Consider the following 23,637-nt stretch of genomic DNA (forward strand, 5'->3'; position numbering starts at 1 on the left):
TTGTTTTAGACAATTACCATTAAAGGCGCTGCGGCTTTTTTATTCAAGTGTTCGGTTTAATTTTACAATCTACCATACATACGCATTGGTCGGTGATGGTGATTTGATGGAAGGTGTTAGTCATGAAGCGGCTTCACTTGCTGGTCAACAACAGTTAGAACGGCTAATTGTTTTGTACGATGACAACCAAGTCAGTTTAGATGGACCAAAAAAGCGCACTGATGTGACTGATAACATTGCCCGTTTTCAGAGTTATGGTTGGCAAACATTACAGGTTGATGATGGTAATGATTTACACGCAATCCATGACGCAATTGAAATAGCCAAAAAGAGCAACAAACCTGCCTTAATTGCAGTTAAGACAGTTATTGGTGATTTTGGACCATTTGCCGGTTCAAATAAAGCGCACGGCACACCATTACAATCAAAGGATCTCGTTGATTTAAGTCGAAACTTAAATGTTACCATTGAAAATTTCAAAGTACCTGCTCAGTTGCTATCAGACATGAAAAAGCGAATAGGACAACGTTTGAATCAAGAGAAACAGCCATCTCTTTCAGCCCTGCAAGCTTATGAGTTGTCAACAAAAGCAGGCAAGCTAAAAGTACCAACAATTGATGATGATTTGAAACAGCAAGCTGGTCGTAAAATTTCTAAGAATATTTTGCAAAAATTTGCGCAACAACTACCCAATTTGTGGGGTGGTTCAGCTGACTTAGTGGCTTCAACCAATGCTGAAATCGTTGAGTCGGATTTGTTTGATGCACAAAATCGTGCCGGTCGTAATATTGCGTTTGGTGTTCGGGAGTTTGCGATGGGCGCAGTGATGAATGGTATTGCGTTACATGGTGACACAAAAATATTTGGCGCAACATTTTTAGCTTTTTCTGATTATATGAAGGCTGCAATCAGATTGAGTGCACTTCAAAAAGTACCTGTGATTTATGTTTTCACTCATGATAGCATAACGGTTGGCGAGGACGGTCCCACACATCAACCTGTTGAACAATTAATGGCGTTACGTTCTATTCCAAATGTCGAGGTTCTTCGACCAGGGACGGCCAATGAAATAGCATTAGCTTGGCAACAAGCTTTAACGTCAATTGACAAACCAACAATCTTGATTTTGAGTCGTGGTAATTTAGGCACTCAAGGTAATCAAGTACAAGCCAGCACTGCTCAGAAATATGGCGCTTCAGAGATTATTCATAACGAACGGGCTAAAATTAATTTGATTGCTACGGGGTCAGAAGTTCAAATTGCCATAAAAGTCAAAGAATTGTTACCTTTTCCTGCAAATGTCATCAGTATGCCCAATCTTAGGAAATTTCAGTCATTAGAAAAATCTAAACGGCATAACATTGTTGACGAATATGCTACAAAAAATGTCATAATAGAAGCAGGAACTCGTCTGGGGTGGCGCGAAATCGCACAGGATAATGGGCTGATTTTTGGGCTTGATGATTTTGGCATGAGCGCTGCACCAGACATTGCGTTACGCGAATTGGGATTTGACGCTCACGCAATCAGTGCACGAATTATTGAGGACTTAAAATGACTTTATATGGTTTATTGGCTTACCCAGCAGGACACTCATTATCACCAAAAATGCAAAACGCTATGATTGACGCGGCTCACATTGATGCTTATTATCAGTCATTTGATGTAGCACCACAATTATTTGAGCAGGCGATTGTTGGTTTAAAGACGTTACAAATTAATGGCTTTAATGTTTCAACACCATATAAAAATCAAATTATCAACTATTTGGACGATATTTCACCGTTGGCACAGAGATTACAGGCTGTTAATACAGTGAAACGCATAAAAAACAGACTAGTAGGTACGAACACTGATGGGGATGGGTTTTGGCAAAGTATTAAACGTCAACAGCCCAAAGAAAAAATTGTAGTCATCGGTACTGGTGGTGCAGCTCGTGCCATTATTGCTAGTGCACGAGAGTATGGGGTTAGAAATATATCTGTTTTCAATCGTGCACATCAAAATTGGTCGCAACACGAGACTGAAATTGCCTATTTGAGTCAAGGCATCGGACATTTGGAAGACTTGGCTGACAATCAGGCTTTAACACAAGCATTGCGCCAAACAGATATGCTAATCAATGCAACAACTGTTGGCATGAACGATGCGCGAACTTTGCTAACAGATTATCAGTTATCACTCATGCCTTTGCATAGTCTGGTAGTTGATATTATTTATCGCAATCAGCAGACTGCGCTTTTAAAATCAGCGTCACAACGTGGATTGTTGACGATGAATGGTGTATCTATGTTAGTTAATCAAGGCGCGCTAAGTTTTGAATATTGGTTTGACCAGCCAGCGAATCGACGTCTAATGGCAGCAGCCATTACATCTTAAAGACATTATTATAAAAAAGTGGAGAATAAAACATGATAATTATTGCAAAATCAAAAGAATCTGCTCAGCATATTGCTGAGATGTTAGACCATCAAAACTCAATTAAACCAGTGTTTGTTCATGATAACCGCGTTGCTTTAGCAGGTGTCAAGACTTTGCCTGAAACTGAGTTACATGAAGTAAAATCAGAAATTGTAGAGATTATTACCAATCATCACTCAGCAATTAAGTCGTCACGTGATTTTCATCCAGAAGATACGATCATTAAAACACCCCACAGCGTCATTGGTGGACAGCATTTCACATTGATGGCAGGACCTGATTCAATTGAGTCTCCAGCTCACGTTGAGGCCATGGGAAAGGCAGTTAAAGCAGCTGGGGCTACCGTGTTACGCGGTGGCGCATTTAAGCCTAGAACCTCGCCATATTCTTTCCAAGGTAATGGCGAAGCAGGGTTGAAAGCCCATCGCGCGGCCGCTGATGCCCTTGAGATGGATATGGTGACCGAAATACTGGACACTCGAGATGTTGACTTGGTAGATTCATATACCGATATTTTTCAAGTTGGTACACGTAATATGCAAAACTTTGCATTGTTGAAGGCACTAGGCAAGAAACAGAAACCAGTTGTCTTAAAACGTGGTATGTCAGCTACGATTGACGATTTGTTGAATGCTGCAGAATACATCGCTGCAGGTGGCAATGACCAAATTATCTTGATGGAGCGCGGTATCCGTACCTATGATAATAAATACACACGCAATACCTTAGATGTCTCTGCAATTCCTGTTTTGCAATCGTTGACGCACTATCCGATTGTAGCTGATGCTTCTCATGCGGCTGGTGTCTCTAAATTTGTGACACCCCTAGCATTAGCTGCTGTGGCAGCAGGCGCACAAGGACTTATGACAGAAATTCATGATGATCCTGCACATGCCTTTGTTGATGGTGCTCAAGCTTTGACGCCGGATGAATTTAAACTGTTAGCAGACAAGATACGTCAAATTCGGGAGGCAATTAAATGAGTCAAGTGATTGTTGAATTAGCAACAAAAAATTACGAAGTTAAGATTGATAAACAACTACACAAGCACATTGGTGAAGAACTGAGTCAAGTTTGGAGCAAACGTAAAATAGCATTGCTGACAGATAGTAATGTTGGACCGCTTTACTTATCAGATACTGAAATGCAGTTACGTTCTGCAGGTTATGAGGTATTGCCGCTGACTGTTCCAGCTGGAGAATCATCAAAATCATTGCCTGTTGTTGGTGAATTGATTTCAAAAATGGCTTCGGCAGGATTCACACGTGGCGATGGTGTCATCGCTCTGGGCGGTGGTGTCATTGGTGATTTGGGTGGTGTGGTCGCTTCCTTATATATGCGAGGCATTGCCTTTGTACAAATTGCCACATCGCTCACCGCGCAGGTTGATTCGTCTGTTGGTGGCAAAACAGCTGTTAATTTAGGTGACACAAAAAATATTGTGGGATCATTTTACCAGCCAGATCTTGTACTAGTTGATACGACTTATTTGGACACGTTGTCTGATCGTGATTTAGTCGAAGGATATGGGGAAGTGGTCAAAACATCAGCACTGACTGGTGGCGATTTTTATCAATTGACCGGTACAATCAAGGGTGTTTCAGACATACGTGAGCAAGCACAGACTTTGTCTGAGCGAGCAATTACTTACAAAGCATCAGTGGTAATGGCTGACGAAAAAGAATCTGGGCAACGTCAGTTTTTGAATTTTGGTCATACGTTAGGTCATGCGATTGAGTTACTGGCACACGGTCAACTCCGTCATGGTGAAGCAGTAGCCATTGGTATGATTGCCATTAGTCAACGCTTTGAGCGTGACGGTATAACCCCCAGTGGCATGACTGATTCATTGCGCGATCGTTTGACAGCAGTTGGATTACCGACAACCTCACCGTTGATTGGCACACCTAATTTTTTCAAACATCTAGTGAACGATAAAAAAAATCATGGCGGTGTATTAAATTTGGTTGCACTTGCTAAGATTGGTGAACCAATTATTGTTAAGAAAAATATAGCCGATATGCCGGCATTTATGGAGAATTAATATGCGTTATACAACTGCTGGCGAAAGCCATGGACCGGAAGAAATTGCCGTCATTGAAGGCATTCCGGCTGGATTACATATTACACAAGCTGATATTGATGAGCAACTGGCGCGCCGCCAACAAGGATATGGTCGTGGTGAACGACAAAAAATTGAAACAGACACCGTTACTTTTCTCACTGGTGTTCGCCATCAACTGACCTTAGGTTCGCCAATCACATTAAACGTTCATAACGACGATCATAATAATTGGTCCAAAATTATGGCGCCAGATGATCCAGCAACATCAGAAAATACACTGCGAAAAGTTTTACGTCCACGTCCTGGCCATGCTGATTTGGTCGGTGGTATGAAGTATCGTCATCATGATGATTTGCGTAATGTATTAGAACGATCATCTGCCAGAGAAACAACAATGCGAGTAGCAGTAGGTGCAGTCGCCAAAAAGTTACTATCAGAAATTGGTGTGGATGTTCATGGTTTTGTGGTTAATGTTGGACCCGCTAAATCGGATTTGAATGACTTAACAAAGTACCATGATTTAAACGAATTACGTTTAGTGACAGAGAGCTTTCCAACACGAGCGTTATCAGCTGAGGCCGACGCAGCAATTCGCGAAGTAATCGATCAAACAAAACGGAATGCTAACACTGTGGGTGGTCAGGTTCAGGTTATGGCCACTGGAATGCCAGTTGGACTAGGTTCGTACGTATCGGCTGATACAAAATTAGATGCTAAAATTGCGCGCGCAATTGTTGGCATAAATGCCTTTAAGGGTGTTCAATTTGGTGGCGGTTTTGATAATGCTGAAAAATTTGGCGACCAAGTTATGGATGAAATTTTTTGGGATGAAAAGCGTGGTTTTTATCGTGGTTCTGATAATCTGGGTGGCTTTGAAGGCGGCATGACTACTGGTGAGGCGATTGTTGTGAGAGGCGTTGTGAAACCTATCCCAACACTTTATCGTCCTATGCAATCAGTTGACATTGATACACATCAAGACCACAAGGCGTCAATTGAACGTTCAGATACGACGGCTGTGACAGCTGCAGCAGTTATTGCTGAGGCGATGGTTGCTATTGAATTGGCCAAAGCTGTGTTAGACAAGTTTGATGCAGATAATATTGATCGAATGAAAGAACAAGTTGAACGTTATCGCGACGAAATCAGATCATTTTAAAAATAAGCGGTTTTCACCGCGTACATAAAAATTGGAGACATAACAATGATTAAATTGACACAAGCCCCTAAATCTGGCCTTCATGGTGAAATTATCGTGCCTGGCGATAAATCTATCTCTCATCGCGCGTTGATGTTTGGTGCAATCGCAACCGGTGAAACAAGTATTGAAAATTTCTTGCCGTCTGATGACGTGATGCATACAATGAGAGCTTTTCAACATTTGGGTGTTTCGATTACACAAAATGGCCGACAATTGCATGTTGTTGGACGCGGGATTAAGCAATTTAAGGTACCAAAACAAGCACTGGATATGGGAAACTCGGGGACATCAACACGATTGTTAATGGGGCTACTCAGTCGCCAGACTTTTGATATCCAATTATTTGGGGATGATTCTCTTAGTCAGCGACCTATGAAGCGCGTCGCAACCCCTCTACTACAAATGAGTGCCAACATCGCGTTAGCTGAGAATGGCACTTTGCCAGCCACACTTCATGCGAATAAGACATTAAAAGGGATAACTTACGAAATGCCAGTTGCTTCTGCGCAAGTAAAAAGTGCTATATTACTTGCGGGTATGCAGGCTGACGGTGTGACTAGAGTGATTGAAAAGTTGCCAACTCGTGACCACACAGAGCGAATGTTAAAACAATTTGGTGGTGTAATTAACAGTAAAAATGGTGTTATTGAAGTGACAAAACAACCAGAGCTATTCGGGCAAAACGTCATCGTGCCGAGCGATATTTCAAGTGCAGCATTTTTCATTGTGGCGGGTCTAATTACGCCTAATTCAGACATAATCCTCAAAAACGTTGGTGTTAATCCAACCAGAGATGGGGTACTGAAGTTGTTAAAACGCATGGGTGCGATCATCAACGTGAATCAGATACAAAATGAAGGCGAACCAATGGCTGATATCATGGTTAAAGCACAACCACTTCATGGTATTGAAATTACAGCTGAAGATGTTCCCGGCGCTGTGGATGAATTACCAATTTTAGCATTGGCTGCTACCCAAGCGATTGGTGACACCGTTATCACTGGGGCTGAAGAACTTCGTGTCAAAGAAACGGATCGAATTGCCACAGTGGTAGCGGAGTTAAGCAAAATCAGTGCAGATATTGAAGAAACGCCAGATGGCATGATTATACATGGTAAAACACCATTACACGCGCTTAACGAGTCAGCATTGCTCGATTCTCACGGCGATCACCGCATTGGTATGATGAATGTCATTGCTGCCTTAATTACTAAAGGTGACGTTGTATTGATGGGTGAAGATGCAATGAGCGTGTCATATCCAGGTTTTTTGGAAGATATGAACGCCTTAATGAGAGAGAAAAAATGACAAAAATAGCAATAATCGGTTTAGGTGAGATGGGCGCCTCAATAGCGGCTGTATTATCTCAAAATGCTAATCACGAAGTAACTGGTGTTGATTCAGATACTAAAGCAGTAGACTTTGCTTTAAAAACAGGGATTATAACTAAAAAAGCGTCAAATATCGAACAAATAGCATCGCAAATGGACGTCATTATTCTAGCAACACCAGTGAATATTATTAGCCAACTAATCGTTCAGTTGAGTCATTTGACGTTGAAAAAGCGCGTGATTATTACTGATACGGGGTCAACAAAACGTGAGATTATGGCGTTAGCAGAAAAATTGTTAACGCCACAAAATATCACTTTTATTGGGGGTCATGCCATGGCTGGCACGCATAAAAGTGGTGTGTATGCGGCAGACGTAAACTTATATCATAATGTTATTTACTTTTTGATGCCAAGTACCATTAGCACGAGCGATTCCTTAATTGATTTATTCAAGCCACTTGGCGCAAATTTTAAAACGATGTTAGTTGATGAACATGATGATTTAATGGCTATGATCAGTGATGTGCCACATATTGTGGCTTTTGCGCTGGTTAACGCTGCCACTAGCCGTTTGGGCACAGCAAATAAATTCGGTCAGTATGTGGCTGGTGGTTTTAAAGACACAACTCGTATTGCTGCCAGTGATCCAGAATTGTGGACAGATGCTTTATTGAGTAATAGCGCTGCTGTTTTAGCTAGTCAAAAACAACTAATAGTTGAATTAGAAAAGTTTAATACGGCCATTCTTGCTAATGATCGTTCTAAACTGATGGCAATGATTACTGAAGCAAAAGTGTCACGAGAAACATTATTAGACAGATAATTAGGGAAAAATCATGATTAAAGAACCAGATACACTGATGCTAGTGGGATTTATGGGTGCTGGAAAAACTACCGTTGGTAAAGAAATCGCACGTCAGCATCATTCAAAATTTATTGATATTGATTCGGAAATTGAACGCGTTGCAGGGAAAACAATTCCTGAAATTTTTATAGAACGTGGTGAGATTGGCTTTCGAGCGCTTGAGACGCAGGTGTTGGCGTCAGTGCAAACTTTTAATGGTGTGGTGGCAACAGGTGGCGGTGTCGTTGAACGACCTGAAAATATAGCTGTTTTAAAAAATTCACCCGCAACAATCATTTATTTGCACGGCAACTTAGAGAGTACAATCGGTCGGCTTATCATTGAAGGGCAAAGGCCACTACTGCAAGAAAAGTCCACCGCAGAATTTTTTGCGCTCTGGAAAGAACGTGATCCAAAGTATCAAAGTGTTGCCAACATGACGGTGGAAACGGTCGGAAAAACACCGGCACGGATTGCAGCTGAAATCATTGCCTTATTTAGTGCAAACGAGGATGAGTTAGCTCTATTGGCACTTCGTTCACAAATTGATGCTTTTGATCGTCAAATTTTTAAAATCATTGCACAGCGATTAGAGGTAGTCTCATCAGTAGCGCGATATAAAGAAAAATTTGGGATAGCAACAGTTCAAAAAAATAGAATGGTCCGCTTGCGAAATGATTTAAAAGCAGATTTTGCATTTTCAGAGGACATTACGGATGATATGATTGATGCTGTGATGGCGATTCTCATGCAGGCGGCGATTGATAAAGAAAACCGTCAACTAAACAGGTAAAACTATGAAATTACACACTTTGGGACCAGTTGGTACAGATTCACAAATTGCTGCAACGCATTATATGACGAATCAAACTTTGATTTTGCATGATACTTTTGAAGAAATATTAACGCATTTATCAGATTTTAGTGGGGACGAACTTATCATGCCAGTGGCTTTTAAGTCCAATCAGGAGCAAAATCTAAACTGGGTTGATTTCAATTATCTATCATGGGAAAATATAACAGTACGCGCCACATTTTCATTACCATTGATGCCATTAATTGTTGTGGAAAATTTGGCGTATCATCGAAATATCGCCTTAACACATGCAGCAACGGAAGGCCTGATGAAGCGCTATTTAACTAAGGTTGGGTTAGATGATGCTTGGGGACCATCAGTTATCTTTTCCCCCAGTAAAATGGTGGCGATGACAGATTTTATCCATGACCAAGACCGTCTGACTATTATTTCTGCTGATCAATTTAATAAATTACCTGAGAGTCGTGACTCACGTTACGTCGTGCGACAAACTTTAAAACCACCGATGATTTGGGTGGTGTATCATATTAATTAGCAAGTCATTTTGAACAATGACTCAAAAAAGGATTAAAGGCATGACACTAAGACAACTACTACATATTCCAGCAACAACTGACAAGCCACTCATTGCAGTGCCATTGATGCTAGGACCAACTGGTAAACTAACACCTTTTGCCAAAAAATTGCAGGCACAGAACCCAGATATTGTTGAATGGCGAGCTGACTATATCGCTGATGATTTTAGTCAAGCAGTGATGTGGCAGCAGGTAAAAGCTGGTGCGCAGGCGGAACTGAATCAAAAAAATGTCTCGACAATGACTGAAGCTAAAATGCTGGCAGAAATTGACAACGCTAAACAAGAATTTTTGGCAAATTGGCCGATGATGAATCAGCAAGTAATCAAGGAATTGACTGCTGCCGTATTTAACAGTGTTGGTGAGTTTCCAGTATTGTTAACTTATCGCACTCAGTCTCAAGGTGGAAAAGGTGAAATGTCACCAGTTGAAGTAGCCACATTTTTAACTTTTGCTTTACAATCTGGTTATCCTTTTGCTGCCGTGGATATTGAATATACAATGCCTGAAGAGCTGCGCACGAAGGTGATTACCACTGCCAGACAAAAGCAGGTACCTGTGATTTTGTCGTATCATGACATGAATCAAACTCCTGATGATTTGCACGCGCAGCTGGTAGATATGGCTAGAAGTGACATTGATGTTATTAAATTAGCAGTGATGCCACAAAATGACAATGACGTTGATCGCTTATTGTTAGCAACGCGGGCCTTTTCGGAATCACAAGATAAGCCACTGATTACAATGAGTATGGGCCAATTAGGTGAAAAAACCCGGATTATTGGTTATCAATTTGGCTCTGAATTAACGTTTGCTGCGTTAGATGGGACACCAATTAGTGCACCAGGACAGATATCGATAAACGAATTGTTGCAAGCCTGGCAGTAATTTGCTATAATTGTCTTGACCAACTGGGTAGTATCTATCTACCTACCCGCCACTTCTTAGGAAGTGGCGTTTTTTGTTGTCTACTGATAGCGATATTGTTACGTGACTCGCGTGTTATAATTGATGTACAAAATAGTAAAGGATTTGAAGAGATGAACAATTTTACATTTAAAAATACGACAGATATCCGCTTTGGAGAAAATAGACTGGACACTGAGTTGGCAGGTGTCGTTGCACCTTTTGGTAAAAAAGTCCTACTGGCTTACGGTGGCGGCTCAATTAAAAAGAATGGTCTGTATGACCGTATTAAGCGTGCGCTGAAAGATTACGAGATTTTCGAACTTTCAGGCATTGCACCTAATCCTAAAATTGACTCAGTGCGTGAAGGACAACAACTTGTCCAAAAAAATGATATTGATGTGATTGTTGCAGTAGGTGGTGGGTCAGTGATTGATGCAGCCAAAGTTGTGTCGGTCGCCAAAAATTATGATGGGGATGCTTGGGATTTGGTGCTAGATTCCCAAAAAGCGACAGCGCAAATGCCGTTGATTGATATTTTAACGCTCTCTGCTACCGGAACAGAAATGAATAAAAATGCTGTGATTAGTAATCCTGAAACAAAGCAAAAACTGGGCACGCGAACATTACGCCAGCCCGATGTATCATTTTTAGATCCAAGTTTGACATTTTCAGTTTCAAAATGGCAGACTGCTGCGGGGGCAATTGATATTTTTAGTCATTTATCAGAACAATACTTTGATCAGTCGGAAGATAGTGATATTTCACGTGGCATGATTGAAGGTATTTACCGTGCTGTTATCAAATGGGCACCTGTTGCGCTGGTAGAACCTGAAAATTATGAGGCACGCGCTAACTTGATGTGGGCGTCAACCATGGCATTGAATGGCACAGTTGGACTTGGTAATGTTAATGGCTGGACAGTACACCCAATTGAGCATGAATTGTCAGCGTATTATGACATTACACACGGTGTCGGATTAGGCATATTAACACCGCGCTGGATGAAAAAAGCGCTTTCTGCGGAGACGCTTCCTCGTTTTGCAGCATTTGGGCGCCATGTTTGGCGATTGTCGGGAGATGATGAATCAGTTGCAGGTGAGGCAATCCAGGCCACATTTGATTGGATTAAATCACTAGAAGTGCCAACGACATTACCTGGTGTTGGCATTACCGACACGACAAATTTCAAAGCAATGGCAGATAGTGCTGTTGCCGTTGGTAGCCTAACTACGAATGGTTATGTTAGTCTTAATAGTGAAGATGTTGTTGCTTTATTTGAAGCTTCAATGGATAATGATGGTTTTTAAGCCTTAATAATATGATATTGACCATCAGCACCTAATTTGAAAAGAGGCAGTGCTGATAAAAAAGTAATGTCGTCACGTTGACTGGCTTGCCCTTCAGCTAGAATTGCAAATTTTCCAACAATGTGTGCGCCTGCTTGTGATAAAATTTTTTCAACGGCTGTCAGAGAACCGCCGGTTGAAATCACATCATCAACCACTAGCACCTTTTTGTTATGAATTATTTTAGCATCTTTACCATCCAAAACTAGTGTCTGGGGTGTGGCTGTGGTGATTGCTGACGATTTGACTACGAGCGGTGAAGTCATATACGACTTCACATTTTTGCGTATGACAATGTAGTTGCTTTTGCCAGTTTGCCTGGTCATTTCTTGAGCAAGTGGGATGCCTTTAGTTTCAGGTGTCACAATATAGTCAAATTCAAAATCAATTGCTTTAGACAATTCAACCGCAGCTACGTGTGCTAATTCAGCGTCACCTAGCAGCACAAAAGAAGCAATCGCTAGATCTGATTTGATAGGGACAATTGGTAGGTCACGTGTTAATTTGGAAATGGTGATTTGATAGTTTTCAGACATGATATGTTGTTCCAATCTCATTAATGTTCGTTTTTTAATTAATATATCCATATTTTTATACTGAAATTTTATCATTTTACGAATCATTGGGCAATAGTCACGATTTTAAATATTTTTTGAGGAGAACAAACTAGATCAGACAGATCTATAATCAAGCGTATGACAACTTATGAATTAACAGAACAAGAATTAGCACGTCGAATTAGCGATTCATTACCAAGTATGACGATTAAACAGGTTGGTGCAACGCTGACATTATTAAACAACGCGGCCACCGTACCATTTATTGCAAGATACCGTAAGGAAATGACTGGTAACTTAGACGAAGTGCAAATTCGTCAAATACAGGTTACAAGCAAAAAAATTCAAGAACTGTCCGAACGAAAAAATACAGTCTTACGTGCGATAGATGAGCAAAATAAGCTCACGCCAGTACTGTCTAAAAGTATCATTGATGCAGAAAATATACGTGAAGTTGATGATATTTATTTGCCATATAAACAAAAGCGACGTACAAAAGCAATGATTGCCCGTGAAAATGGGTTACAATCGCTGGCTGACTGGTTATTGAAACATTTAGGTATGTCTGTCAATGAACGTTTGCACGCATACTTTAATGAGACTATAAAGAGTGACGCGGATGCAATTGCTGGTATACATGAAATTTTGGCGGAACAGTTTGGCGAGGATCAGAGTTATCGGCAATGGCTTCGGACTAGAATGATGCGTGATGCTCACATCCTGTCGACGTTGAAAAGAGGTGCTAATGCCAAAGATGAACAAAAAATATATGAACAATACTATGATTTTGATGAATCAATTCAATCGTTGAAAGAAAATAAATTTCGAATTTTGGCAATCGATCGTGGTGAAAAAGTAGGCGTATTATCCGTTAAAATTGATTTTCCGGCTACTCGATTGTTGCATTTTATGAAGATTAAAATTATTGGTAATCAACAGATTGAAAGTGGCAATGCCGAGATGATTCAGTTTGCGATTGAGGATGCATACAAGCGCTTTATTCAGCCGGCCATTGAACGGGAAATTCGACAAGAATTAACACAAATTGCGCAACAACAAGCCATTCAAGTTTTTGGTAATAATTTGTATCATTTACTGATGCAAGCACCTTTGAAAAATAAAATTGTGATGGGGTTTGATCCGGGCTTTCGAACTGGTTCAAAATTAGCCATTATAGATGGTAACGGTAATTTTTTGATTAAGCAAGTTATTTTCCCTCATTTACCGGCAAGTAAGCATGAACGAGAGCAAGCAGCGACAACATTTAAAAAATTATTGCAAGATTTTAATGTTGACTTAGTGGCGATTGGGAATGGTACAGCATCGCGTGAATCGGAAGAATTTGTTGCTGAAAACCTGATAAAGGGTGTTCAGTACACAATTGTTAATGAAGCTGGTGCATCGGTTTATTCAGCTTCTGTGGCTGCTAGAGCGGAATTTCCAGATTTACACGTTGAAGAACGCAGTGCGATTTCGATTGCTCGAAGAATTCAAGATCCTTTAGCAGAACTAATCAAAATTGATCCGAAATCCGTCGGTGTTGGTCAATATCAACATGATTTGAATGCGAAAGCACTTGATGAACAAGTTGATGCTGTTGTTGAAACAGCGGTCAACCAAGTGGGTGTTAACTTAAATACAGCTTCAGCAAAATTATTGACGCATATAGCTGGACTTAATCAAAAATTAGCAGAAAATATCGTGGCTTATCGTCAAAACGGGCGACCATTTACGTTGCGCACACAGTTAAAGGACGTTCCGCGTTTAGGACCTAAGGCTTATGAGCAGGCGGCAGGATTTTTGCGAATTGTTGATGGCAAAAACATATTGGACAATACAGATATACATCCTGAAAGTTATCACATTGCGACTCAAATCATTGATATGGGGCGATTGTCAATTCATGAATTATCATCTTCAACAGCCAATAAAACTTTAAGTCTTTTGGATAACTCAGACACTGCTGCTAAATTAGGTGTTGGTGTTCAAACACTACATGACATTATCACGAGTTTACAAAAGCCCGGCCGTGATGGTCGATCTGAAATGGTTAGTGCGTTATTGAAATCTGATGTGCTACATATTGCAGACTTGAAAACGGGCATGAAACTACAAGGAACAGTTCGAAATGTGGTTGATTTTGGTGCATTTGTGGATCTAGGGGTAAAACAGGATGGTTTGGTGCATATTTCTCATTTGAGCAAGAAACGTATTAAACATCCGGCAGAAGTTGTTTCAGTTGGTGATATAGTTGATGTTTTGGTACTATCTGTTGATGAAAAACGTCAAAGGATAGCACTGACGATGTTAGCACCCAAATAAAAAAATCGCATCATTTTGATGCGATTTTTTTAGTCAACTAGAGGTAAAATGTTGACGATTGAAATACGATCACTCTCATCGTTTTTTAATCGTTCAATTATTTCGTGATAGCGGCGCTCAGATAGCGGTTCCTTCTGATCAAATGTTAAAATTTTGTTGTCGATATGATTACTAGTACTTGGATATTGTTCGATACGATAAATGATTAACAACTTTTTGTAGGCGAATGGTTGTACAATCATGCCTTCAAGCTTTTCTTCGACATGTTCCGTTGCCTGATTAGTTGCATTTTGTTCAATTTTTGTTTGTGTTTTTTTGAATAGGGCCATTATTTCATCTCCGTATTTTTGGTGAAGTAGGTCGTTAGTCCAGCCACAACATTTTTTGCGATTTTCTTTTGATAACTGGTTTTGCGAATGTATCTGAGGTCTTTGTTATTATTGATAAAGCCATTTTCTAGCAGAACAGCAGGTTGTGTGGTGTCTTTGAGTACAATATATGGTGCTGTATCAACACCACGGTTAGTCAGAGGCATATTGTTGAGGCTGTCACTTAATGCCTGAGCTAGGTTTTGACCATTTTTATGGTAATAAAATTGAGAAATGCCTGATGCACTAACTGTGGATGAATCAAAATGAAACGAGATTTGTGCATCTGCCTTATATTTTTCACCAACCAAAGGGATTTTGAGTAAAGGTACAATATTATCACTGTCTCGTGTCATCAAAACGCGAGCACCACTTGGCGTTAGGGCGGAACGGACTAGTCTAGCAGTTCGTAGGGTGTAAGTTTTTTCTTTATACTTGCCGTTTTTTGATAAGGCGCCAGTATCAGTACCGCCGTGACCAGGATCTAATACAATAGTGGCTTCACTCAATGCAGTAGCACGTTTTAAGCTAACAGAATTTGCGACCCAACTTGCAACCCAGCCAGTTTTTTCGTTGTCAGAGCGTCGTACGTGCCACCAACCATTTTGTTTATCCATGATAATCAGTTTTGTACCGCGCTTGAGTGAGGCAGTTGAACGATATTGCCGGCCGGGACCTGTTCGTAATTGTACGTTATCGGGTCGCGTAAAGGTTTCAGTTTTTGAGATAAGCGATATAATTAATCCCAAAGTCGTTAATAGGACAACTGTGGTGATAATCACACCAATTAAATTACTAAATAGCCACTTTTTTACCATAATTATCCTAAAATATGTTTCTTTGCTTGCGCTAATAATTGTAACATATTTCTTTTTTTAACGTGGTAAGAAGTTTTAAAATGCCATGTAAGAACATTTATCAACATAAAAAAGCGCAGTTAATTTGAAAAAAGTTTTGAAAAGAAATTTTGTGTAAACGTTTTCATTATTGATGAAATATGTTACAATAAATAAGCATAATTCCTAAATTAGGAACAATAGTATAAACAAAGGATTAAAAGAGTAGACGCAGATGTCAAAAACAATGGCAGTAAACGCCGGTAGTTCTTCACTGAAATTTCAATTATTAGAAATGCCCGAAGAAAAAGTAATTACACAAGGTATGATTGAGCGGATTGGGATGCCTGATGCCGTTATTACTATTAAATATGGTGCAGATATTGAACCTGTTCGTTTGATTGGTGCCGAAGAAGGACAAATTTCGCTCACTAAAAATGGTGGTCAAAAATATGAACATGTTTTAGCTATTAAAGATCATCATGAAGCAATTGATATCATGTTGCAAAAGTTGTCGGATCTGGGTATTATTAAAGATTTTCAGGAAATCACTGGCGTTGGTCATCGCGTTGTTGCTGGCGGTGAGTGGTTTAATCAATCGGTAGTGGTAACAGATGAAGTCTTAGCAAAAATTGATCGTTTGGCAGCTTATGCACCATTGCACAATCCAGCCAACGCAATGGGAATTAGAGCGTTCCAGAAGTTATTACCTCATGCAATCTCTGTGGCGGTATTTGATACGTCATTCCATCAAACTATGCCAGAAAAAAATTACTTGTATAGCTTACCTTACGAATATTATGCGCGTTATGGTGCAAGAAAATATGGCGCTCATGGTACTTCACATCGCTATGTCGTGGAACGAGCGGCTGAAAAGTTAGGTATACCATTAAACGAATTCAACGCTATTTCCCTTCATCTTGGTGCTGGTGCGTCTGTAACGGCTATCAAAAATGGTAAATCATTTGATACATCCATGGGCTTCACGCCATTAGCTGGGTTGACAATGGCAACTCGTTCTGGAGACGTTGATCCATCTTTGATTTACTATATTCAAGAACGTGAAGGCCTTTCCAATGAAGAAATGTTGAAAGTGCTAAACACAAAATCTGGCTTGCTTGGTGTCTCAACAATTTCTAGCGATATGCGTGATTTGGAAGATGTCCAAGAAACAAACATTCACGCTAAGCTAGCTTTGGACATGTTTTATGACCGAGTGATTCGATATGCCGGTCAATATTTTGCTGAATTGGGACGTGTTGACGCTATCATATTTACTGCTGGTATTGGTGAAAATGACCCTGTAACTCGTGCAAAAGTTTTGAATGCCTTGAAATTTGCTGGTGTTGTCTTGGATGAGACGGCTAACAATGTTCGTGGTAAGGAGAGTGTCATTACAAAACCAGAGTCAACGGTTACTGGTTTGTTAATTCCAACAAATGAAGAATTAATGATTGCGCGTGATGTTGAACACTTGAAAAATGACCAATAAAAAAGTTGCCATTAATTTGGCAACTTTTTTTATGCAATCACCTTTAATTGACCGCGGAAATCCGCAAGTGATGTGTAACCTTTTTCTATTATGATTTCGGATAATTCACGTTCGAGTCGCTCAAAGACGGCAACGCCTTCAATGGCTAACTGTGAGCCAACTTCTACTAAATCAGCGCCACATAAGATATGATCATACACATCACGGCCAGAAGTAACGCCACCTGTCCCAATAATTTTGATTTCAGGATTTAAACGCAAGCGAAGGGCGCGAACGTTTGCAAGTGCAGTCGCTTTTACCAGTGTTCCGCCTACACCCACCAAATCCGCCTTTTGGTTCGATGACAACAGTGTCGGTTGCGTCGTCAATGACCAAACCATTGCCAATTGAATTGATGGTGTTAACAAATGCCAATGGGAATTGGTTTAAAATATTAGCAATGTCATCGAAATGGACGATATCAAAATAGGGGGGCAACTTAACACCTAGTGGTTTTGTGAAAAATGTGAAAGCTTCAGTCAGAATTGCTTGTGTTGCTTCAAAATCATAAGCAGTTTGTGGCTTTCCGGGGACATTTGGGCAAGAAAGATTGAGCTCAACTAAACCATTGAAGTCTGAATCTTGTAATTGATGCAACATCTCAACATTTTCTTGCTTTGATAATCCAGCAATTGAAAAGAAAATAGGCTTGTGAGTTTGTTTTTTTGCGACATAATCCATATAGTAGTTGAACCCTTCGTTAGGGAGCCCCATCGAATTAATAGTGCCAAGTTTGTTAGGTAATTCGTAATAGCGAGGCGCTGGATTCCCGGGACGTAAGCTAGATGTAGCTGATTTTGTCACCACAGCTCCTGTATGAGCTGATGCCAGCACACTATCTAATTCTTCGGCAGTTTGACACATCACACCGGCCGCATTTAGCATAATATGTTCAAAGTTAAAACCAGCAATCGTAGCAGTTAAATTCATAGTAGAAAATCCTTTCAACCCTTGTGAAATATTTATTTAATTATAGCTGAAAATATCAAAAATAAAAACCCTCAATATGATGATATTTTTGTAATGATCGGTGGCGGTTATTCGCAATTTAAGGTTGATTTTGCTAAACTTATGAATAGATATTTGATGTTAAGTACAGATACAATTTGACCGATGTATAAATTCTTAGTTGGTTGATGAGCCCGATTAATTGACATTTCTGTTCAAAAATAAGTGTCCAGAAAAGGAGAATGAATCATGATTTTTCACATTAATGCAACCATGCCAGAACAAAAATCAGGCATTGAGCATGCTGAAATTCAGCGGTTTATGTTATTTAAAAAAAATCATATCACTCAAAAACTAGTTTTACGTGATTGGGATCCTGAATGTCATCGTCAAACCAGAGCGGCTGGCATTGATGATGATGACTTAATCAATATGTTTGATTATTTTCAAAAGACGACGATTGTCGCAACGCAACTGTTGACGGTGAAAGATCTTGATTTTGGCGTTACTGGTTTAGTTTTTAATGATGAGCCGCAAAATGCTCGGTATCTAGTAGTTGACAACAATCAAATGTTGGTGGCACGTGTTAACTATGTCAATTCAGAAAAACAACGTGTGAAATCTGTTGAGCTTTTCGATGGCTTTGGTAATTTGTATCGTGTTGATCACTATGATGTTCGAGGTTTCAAGTCGTTACAGCAATGGTATACACCAGACAACAAAATTGAATCAGAAACATGGTTAGATGTTCATGGACAGCCAGTTTTGGAAAGCTTTTTTAAGACCACTAAGGCAGTTAATCACCAGTCCGAATTAACTCGAACCAATTGGCATTTGACTTTTAATGATAAAAGTTATGACTTTGATACCATAGAAGACTTAACTATCCATTTTTTAGACGCAATTAATCAAAATTTTTTTAGTGCTTCAGAGCCCAATATCTTTATTTTAGATCGCAGTCATTTAGCTGATTATGGTCTGTTACATCTTAAAAATCCAGCTTATACCGTCTTACATTTACACAATTCACACGCTGGTGAAGCACAAGAGCCGATGCAGTCAATTTTGAACAATAATTATGAATTTGCTATGAATGCTTTGAATCAATACGATGCTGTTGTATCAGCTACGCCGCAACAAACGCGTGACATTCAATTACGTTTTCAGCCTAATGTGCCATTATTTACAATTCCTGTTGGTATCGTCAAGGATACATTACTTCATGCCAAACATGTGAGTGTTGGCCAACGACAATTTGGTAAAATCGTTGCGTTTGCAAGAATTGCTTGGGAAAAGCATTTAGATGACTTAGTTAGGGCTGTTGGTATTGTGAAACAAGAAATACCAGAAGTTAGTTTAGATTTGTATGGTTATGCCGATACAACTGATAATTTTCGAGCAAAGCGTGCTGTCGAAGCTGTGATTGACAAATATCATCTCGCTGATTCTGTCACAATGAGAGGCTATACAACCAATATTGATGCAGTTGAAAATCAAGCCATGATTTATGGCTTAACTTCAAGAATGGAAGGCTTTAATTTGGCAATTATGGAAGGTATTGCCCACGGGTTGATTGCATTGACTTACGATGTCAATTACGGACCAAATGAAATTGTCCAAGATAATATTAATGGCAGAATTGTCCCATATGGTGATTATCGTGCTATGGCTGATGCTATTATAACTGTTTTACGCGATCCTGAATTGGCACAGCGCTATTCTGAAGGTGCTTATCAATCGGCTGAACGATATAGTGAAACCAATGTTATGGCTGCTTGGCAAAAATTAATTGATGATGCTAATCAAAAATGGCAGCACAAAATAGCGGCGACTAATTTAGGGAGGTAAGTGACAGCATGAATTTTTTTATTAGTGAAAATATCTTTTCATTTAACTCTGGCACTGAGCACGCCCAAATTAAACGAACGAAGCTGTTCAATGCATTTGATGATGCTGCTAAATATGTGACTCGCAACTATAATCGCCTACTTGATCGCGATCTTAAAGCGGTTGGTTTGACACCGGACGTGGTGCTAAATATGTATGATTTTTTTCAGGGTACGACTGACGTTAAAAGAATAGAACAAAACTTGCGTTTGCTAAAAATGCTGCCTTTGGATACATATCATATTGTAGCTGATGGGCCTAATCAAAGTTTTTTGAAACATAATGGGCGTAGAATTGCCACGATTACGGTAATGCCTGAGACAGTTGGGCTAGTCAATGAAGTCATTTTTGAAGATCGTGCTGGTAATCCCACTATTCGTGAAAATTGGGATTGGCGCGGATTTAAGTCGAGTGTGGATACTTTTCATCCGGATGGTAGTTTAGCCACACAACGTTTTTTGAACTTAAATGGTGAGGTGGTCCTTGAGATAACACACATGGCTATAAATGGTATCGTTCAACCCACAATGTGGCAGCTACTAAATTATCAAGGACATCATTATCGCTTCAATTCAGAAAACGAATTGATGACATTCTTTTTAAATGAAATTGTGAAGCAATATCAAGAGGTTACACTGATTTCTGATCGACGTACACTTGATGAACCTATCGGTAAAGTGAGTGGTGCCAAACAAAAATTTGCTTATTTTCATGATATTCATACACCAAACGTGGTTCAACCTCGTGTCGGGGCGCCTTATCCAGTTTACGAAATGGCTTTGTCCCAAAAAAATCAACAATTTGATGCAATTTTAGTACCAACTGACGCACAACAGCAAGATATTCAAGCAGTTTATCCTAATCTTAATGTTAAAACTGCGCCAGATACTTTCATATCGCCGACAATGCTAACGCAATCTCAGATTAGTTTTAAAGATCGTGTGAATCATCGTATTTTGTTCTTAGGGCGCTTAAGTCCGGAAAAAAATCCCGAAGCGGCTGTTCAAGTTTTGGCAGTGACGAGACGCTATGTGAACGATGCGACCTTAGAATTCATGGGTTATCCCGCTAATGAAGAAATCGTGCAAAAATTACGGCAATTAGCGCGTGATTTAAGAGTCGAATCATCCGTCATTTTCACACCGTATGGTAATTACGCAGCCGTAAGTGAAGCTTTGTCGCGAGCGCAAGTCATTATTGAAACGTCTCATGGTGAGGGATTCGGAATGAACTTGGTTGAGGCACTGGCTTTTGGGTTACCAATTGTTTCATGCCGGATAAATTACACAACGACCACTCATGAAATTGTAGAAAATAACAGCAACGGTTATGTGGTTCCAAGCGAGTCGCCCAATATTATGGCTCAGCGAGTAGCAAACATTTTGAATAATCCTTCAAAATGGACCAATATGAGCACTGCTTCATATCAAAAAGCCAAGTTTTTTTCAGCTGAAAAAATGTACAAAGCTTGGCAACAAGTTTTTAAAAACTAATGAACACCTAATCACTCTGACGTTTGCAGCAATAAAAATCGTATTAGATTTTTGTCAATATTTGGTCAGTTGATTTTGGGTAAAAAAAGGTAAAATAGTACCATGAAACAATTTAGAGTAGAAAATTTAAACAGTACGTATGGCGAAAAAGTCTTATTCAACGATGTCTCTTTTTTAATAACGGCGGGTGATAGAGTTGGATTGATTGGCGTTAATGGCAGTGGTAAAACATCATTATTGAACGCGATATCTGGTGTTGCGCCAGCAGATTCTGGCACAGTTACAACACAAAATGATTACCGCATTGGTTACTTGACGCAGAGTCCAACCTTAGATGACAATGCTTTAGTAATGGATGCTATTTTGTCAGGTGAACAGCCCGTTTTTCAGACTATTCGCGATTATGAAAATGCTTTGCGGCAATTTAGTAATCAGCCGACTGATGAAAAAGTTGCTCAAAATTTTGAAAAAGCACAGGATGCTATGGATCGTGACGATGCTTGGACAACCGAGTCACAAATTAAGACCATTCTAACACAATTGCACATGCCAGATTTACATCACAAAATCAGTGATTTATCCGGTGGTCAGCGTAAACGTGTTGGATTAGCTCAAGTGCTCATTGAAGCACCTGATTTGTTGATTTTAGATGAACCAACCAATCATTTAGATTTTGATTCAATTGCTTGGTTAGAAAAGTACCTCAGTTCATACAAAGGGGCAGTTTTAACTGTCACACATGACCGGTATTTTCTTGATGCAGTTGCCACAAGAATATTTGAATTATCATTTGGTGATTTGTTTGAATATCAAGGTAATTATCAAGATTATATGCAAAAAAAAGCTGAGCGTATTGCCCAAAATCAACTGGCAGAACACAAGCAACAGCAATTATATAAACAAGAATTAGCATGGATGAGAAAGTCAGCTCGGGCACGCACAACGAAGCAAAAAGGGCGTGAGAACGCGTTTGCTGAATTAGCGTCACAAATGGGAACACTACAAACTGACGAAGATGTAACCGTCAATTTAGGACAACAGCGCTTGGGCAAAAAAGTGATTGTTATAGAACACGCTGGTATTCAGTTTGGCGATAAAACGATTTTGAATGATTTTAATTTGCGTGTATCTGCTGGTGACCGTATAGGAATTACAGGTGCTAATGGCGCTGGTAAATCAACATTTTTAAATGCGATAGCTGGTCTTGTACCATTGACGAGTGGCATGATTGAGCTTGGTGATACGGTGAAAATGGCTTATTACACACAAATGACTGAAGGAATTCCAGATGACAAACGTGTGATTGCTTATTTGACAGATGTTGCTGGTTCGGTTAAAGATAAAGATGGCAATCAAATCAGTGTTTCTGAATTGCTAGAACAGTTTCTGTTTCCACCCTTTATGCATGGTACTTTAATTCGTAAACTGTCTGGGGGAGAAAAGCGCCGATTATACCTACTTAAACTGTTATTACAGCAGCCTAATGTGTTATTGCTTGATGAGCCGACCAATGATTTAGATATTGGAACCTTAACAGTATTAGAGGACTTTTTGTCCAACTTCGATGGCGCTGTTATCACAGTTTCTCATGATCGCTATTTTCTAGATAAAGTGGCTAACCAATTGTACATGTTTGAGGGCAATGGTGTGGTCAACAGATTTGATGGCCTATTTAGTGCCTATCTAGCGACTCATGAAACGGTAAACCAAGTTAAAGTTAACAAACCAAAGCCAATAATAGTTAACCAAAGCACCAAAAAAAAGCTCACATATGACGAAAAAAAAGAGTGGGAAACGATTGAAACAGATATTGAGAAATTAGAAAATCGTATTAACGAAATCCCCGACGAAATGGCAACGTTTGGTACGGATTATGTCAAGCTTGGTGATCTACAACAAGAATTAGATCAATTAAACGAGAATCTTGAAAATAAAATGGATCGCTGGGAATATTTAAGTGATATCGTAGAAAACTCATAATTTATTTATGAGTTTTTTTGTTTTGTAGTTCGTATTATAAAAGCGAGGGAGATAAAATGAAATTAAAACAATTTCTATTAGCATTACACTTAACTCGTGGTATAGGGCGCACGGCAGAAGCCAAAATTATATATGGTAGATTGTAAAATTAAACCGAACACTTGAATAAAAAAGCCGCAGCGCCTTTAATGGTAATTGTCTAAA

General features: G+C 39.6%; 19 protein-coding genes and 1 pseudogene. 16 read left to right on the forward strand and 4 right to left on the reverse strand.

Going from position 1 to position 23,637, the window contains the following annotated elements; translation table 11 throughout:
- The 11 genes from IEU71_RS07225 to IEU71_RS07275 all read left to right on the forward strand — a co-directional run.
- Positions 1–1,558: thiamine pyrophosphate-binding protein (locus IEU71_RS07225; RefSeq protein ID WP_242030665.1), on the forward strand; the 1,558-nt coding region annotated here is incomplete at its 5' end.
- Entirely contained in the window at positions 1,555–2,379 is an 825-nt protein-coding gene (locus tag IEU71_RS07230; protein WP_004910414.1) for a shikimate dehydrogenase family protein, read from the forward strand. The genes IEU71_RS07225 and IEU71_RS07230, both read left to right, overlap by 4 nt.
- Positions 2,380–2,411: 32 nt before the next feature.
- On the forward strand, positions 2,412–3,404 hold the full coding sequence (gene aroF, locus IEU71_RS07235; protein ID WP_004910412.1) for a 3-deoxy-7-phosphoheptulonate synthase: 993 nt from the start codon (positions 2,412–2,414) through the stop codon (positions 3,402–3,404).
- Positions 3,401–4,465, forward strand: a complete 1,065-nt coding sequence (aroB, locus tag IEU71_RS07240; RefSeq protein ID WP_080519511.1) for a 3-dehydroquinate synthase — start codon at positions 3,401–3,403, stop codon at positions 4,463–4,465. Before aroF ends, aroB begins: the two co-directional genes overlap by 4 nt.
- 1 nt (position 4,466) lies before the next feature.
- Entirely contained in the window at positions 4,467–5,645 is a 1,179-nt protein-coding gene (gene aroC, locus IEU71_RS07245) for a chorismate synthase (protein WP_004910406.1), read from the forward strand.
- Positions 5,646–5,690: 45 nt separating this feature from the next.
- Positions 5,691–6,995: a 3-phosphoshikimate 1-carboxyvinyltransferase gene (aroA, locus tag IEU71_RS07250; RefSeq protein ID WP_004910404.1), complete on the forward strand. Its 1,305-nt coding sequence runs from the start codon at positions 5,691–5,693 to the stop codon at positions 6,993–6,995.
- Positions 6,992–7,843 (forward strand): prephenate dehydrogenase, encoded by an 852-nt coding sequence (locus IEU71_RS07255; protein ID WP_004910401.1) that lies wholly within the window; start codon positions 6,992–6,994, stop codon positions 7,841–7,843. Before aroA ends, IEU71_RS07255 begins: the two co-directional genes overlap by 4 nt.
- Positions 7,844–7,856: 13 nt before the next feature.
- On the forward strand, positions 7,857–8,657 hold the full coding sequence (locus IEU71_RS07260; RefSeq protein ID WP_004910400.1) for a shikimate kinase: 801 nt from the start codon (positions 7,857–7,859) through the stop codon (positions 8,655–8,657).
- Positions 8,658–8,661: 4 nt separating this feature from the next.
- Positions 8,662–9,216 carry a hypothetical protein gene (locus IEU71_RS07265; RefSeq protein ID WP_004910396.1) on the forward strand — a complete coding sequence of 185 codons (555 nt, stop codon included), beginning with the start codon at positions 8,662–8,664 and terminating at the stop codon, positions 9,214–9,216.
- Positions 9,217–9,256: 40 nt separating this feature from the next.
- Positions 9,257–10,144 carry a type I 3-dehydroquinate dehydratase gene (gene aroD, locus IEU71_RS07270; RefSeq protein WP_036066244.1) on the forward strand — a complete coding sequence of 296 codons (888 nt, stop codon included), beginning with the start codon at positions 9,257–9,259 and terminating at the stop codon, positions 10,142–10,144.
- Between the two features lie 152 nt (positions 10,145–10,296).
- Positions 10,297–11,472, forward strand: coding sequence for an iron-containing alcohol dehydrogenase (locus IEU71_RS07275; RefSeq protein ID WP_004910392.1), 1,176 nt, complete (start codon positions 10,297–10,299; stop codon positions 11,470–11,472).
- On the opposite strand, the gene IEU71_RS07280 is transcribed toward IEU71_RS07275, so the two are convergent.
- Positions 11,469–12,047, reverse strand: coding sequence for a phosphoribosyltransferase family protein (locus IEU71_RS07280; protein WP_004910391.1), 579 nt, complete (start codon positions 12,045–12,047; stop codon positions 11,469–11,471). The two genes, IEU71_RS07275 and IEU71_RS07280, sit on opposite strands and share 4 nt — an antisense overlap.
- A gap of 159 nt (positions 12,048–12,206) precedes the next feature.
- On the opposite strand from IEU71_RS07280, the gene IEU71_RS07285 reads away from it, so the two are divergent.
- Positions 12,207–14,390, forward strand: a complete 2,184-nt coding sequence (locus IEU71_RS07285) for a Tex family protein (protein ID WP_004910389.1) — start codon at positions 12,207–12,209, stop codon at positions 14,388–14,390.
- 29 nt (positions 14,391–14,419) lie between these two features.
- Here IEU71_RS07285 and IEU71_RS07290 read toward each other — a convergent pair whose 3' ends face one another.
- The gene (locus tag IEU71_RS07290) at positions 14,420–14,719 is read right to left on the reverse strand and encodes a hypothetical protein (RefSeq protein ID WP_004910387.1); all 300 of its coding nucleotides are present in this window, start codon (positions 14,717–14,719) and stop codon (positions 14,420–14,422) included.
- Complete coding sequence (locus IEU71_RS07295) at positions 14,719–15,576, reverse strand: N-acetylmuramoyl-L-alanine amidase family protein (RefSeq protein WP_004910385.1); 858 nt, start codon at positions 15,574–15,576, stop codon at positions 14,719–14,721. Before IEU71_RS07295 ends, IEU71_RS07290 begins: the two co-directional genes overlap by 1 nt.
- A 253-nt stretch (positions 15,577–15,829) precedes the next feature.
- Here IEU71_RS07295 and IEU71_RS07300 point away from each other — a divergent pair, with 253 nt between their 5' ends.
- Positions 15,830–17,086: an acetate/propionate family kinase gene (locus tag IEU71_RS07300; protein WP_004910383.1), complete on the forward strand. Its 1,257-nt coding sequence runs from the start codon at positions 15,830–15,832 to the stop codon at positions 17,084–17,086.
- Between the two features lie 29 nt (positions 17,087–17,115).
- Here IEU71_RS07300 and IEU71_RS07305 read toward each other — a convergent pair.
- Positions 17,116–18,055 (reverse strand): annotated as a pseudogene (locus IEU71_RS07305) (dihydroorotate oxidase).
- 267 nt (positions 18,056–18,322) lie between these two features.
- On the opposite strand from IEU71_RS07305, the gene IEU71_RS07310 reads away from it, so the two are divergent.
- From IEU71_RS07310 to IEU71_RS07320, 3 genes are all read left to right on the forward strand, one after another.
- A complete protein-coding gene (locus IEU71_RS07310; RefSeq protein WP_004912103.1) occupies positions 18,323–19,921 on the forward strand; it encodes a glycosyltransferase family 4 protein in 1,599 nt (532 codons plus the stop codon).
- An 8-nt stretch (positions 19,922–19,929) separates the two neighbouring features.
- Positions 19,930–21,453, forward strand: coding sequence for a glycosyltransferase (locus tag IEU71_RS07315; RefSeq protein WP_080519661.1), 1,524 nt, complete (start codon positions 19,930–19,932; stop codon positions 21,451–21,453).
- A gap of 102 nt (positions 21,454–21,555) precedes the next feature.
- Complete coding sequence (locus IEU71_RS07320; RefSeq protein ID WP_004912113.1) at positions 21,556–23,433, forward strand: ABC-F family ATP-binding cassette domain-containing protein; 1,878 nt, start codon at positions 21,556–21,558, stop codon at positions 23,431–23,433.
- Positions 23,434–23,637: the final 204 nt, after the last annotated feature.

Origin of the sequence: Leuconostoc falkenbergense (assembly GCF_014634805.1) — a bacterium.
GTDB lineage: Bacteria > Bacillota > Bacilli > Lactobacillales > Lactobacillaceae > Leuconostoc > Leuconostoc falkenbergense.

Excerpts from the sequence above, each read along its gene's own strand:
- IEU71_RS07310 (WP_004912103.1), top strand. The coding sequence starts at position 18,323 with ATGATTTTTCACATTAATGCAACCATGCCAGAACAAAAATCAGGCATT.
- IEU71_RS07275 (WP_004910392.1), top strand. The coding sequence starts at position 10,297 with ATGAACAATTTTACATTTAAAAATACGACAGATATCCGCTTTGGAGAA.
- IEU71_RS07290 (WP_004910387.1), bottom strand. The coding sequence starts at position 14,719 with ATGGCCCTATTCAAAAAAACACAAACAAAAATTGAACAAAATGCAACT.
- IEU71_RS07265 (WP_004910396.1), top strand. The coding sequence starts at position 8,662 with ATGAAATTACACACTTTGGGACCAGTTGGTACAGATTCACAAATTGCT.
- aroC (WP_004910406.1), top strand. The coding sequence starts at position 4,467 with ATGCGTTATACAACTGCTGGCGAAAGCCATGGACCGGAAGAAATTGCC.
- IEU71_RS07295 (WP_004910385.1), bottom strand. The coding sequence starts at position 15,576 with ATGGTAAAAAAGTGGCTATTTAGTAATTTAATTGGTGTGATTATCACC.
- IEU71_RS07255 (WP_004910401.1), top strand. The coding sequence starts at position 6,992 with ATGACAAAAATAGCAATAATCGGTTTAGGTGAGATGGGCGCCTCAATA.
- IEU71_RS07320 (WP_004912113.1), top strand. The coding sequence starts at position 21,556 with ATGAAACAATTTAGAGTAGAAAATTTAAACAGTACGTATGGCGAAAAA.
- IEU71_RS07260 (WP_004910400.1), top strand. The coding sequence starts at position 7,857 with ATGATTAAAGAACCAGATACACTGATGCTAGTGGGATTTATGGGTGCT.
- IEU71_RS07230 (WP_004910414.1), top strand. The coding sequence starts at position 1,555 with ATGACTTTATATGGTTTATTGGCTTACCCAGCAGGACACTCATTATCA.
- IEU71_RS07285 (WP_004910389.1), top strand. The coding sequence starts at position 12,207 with ATGACAACTTATGAATTAACAGAACAAGAATTAGCACGTCGAATTAGC.
- aroF (WP_004910412.1), top strand. The coding sequence starts at position 2,412 with ATGATAATTATTGCAAAATCAAAAGAATCTGCTCAGCATATTGCTGAG.
- IEU71_RS07315 (WP_080519661.1), top strand. The coding sequence starts at position 19,930 with ATGAATTTTTTTATTAGTGAAAATATCTTTTCATTTAACTCTGGCACT.
- IEU71_RS07280 (WP_004910391.1), bottom strand. The coding sequence starts at position 12,047 with ATGTCTGAAAACTATCAAATCACCATTTCCAAATTAACACGTGACCTA.
- aroA (WP_004910404.1), top strand. The coding sequence starts at position 5,691 with ATGATTAAATTGACACAAGCCCCTAAATCTGGCCTTCATGGTGAAATT.
- aroB (WP_080519511.1), top strand. The coding sequence starts at position 3,401 with ATGAGTCAAGTGATTGTTGAATTAGCAACAAAAAATTACGAAGTTAAG.
- aroD (WP_036066244.1), top strand. The coding sequence starts at position 9,257 with ATGACACTAAGACAACTACTACATATTCCAGCAACAACTGACAAGCCA.
- IEU71_RS07300 (WP_004910383.1), top strand. The coding sequence starts at position 15,830 with ATGTCAAAAACAATGGCAGTAAACGCCGGTAGTTCTTCACTGAAATTT.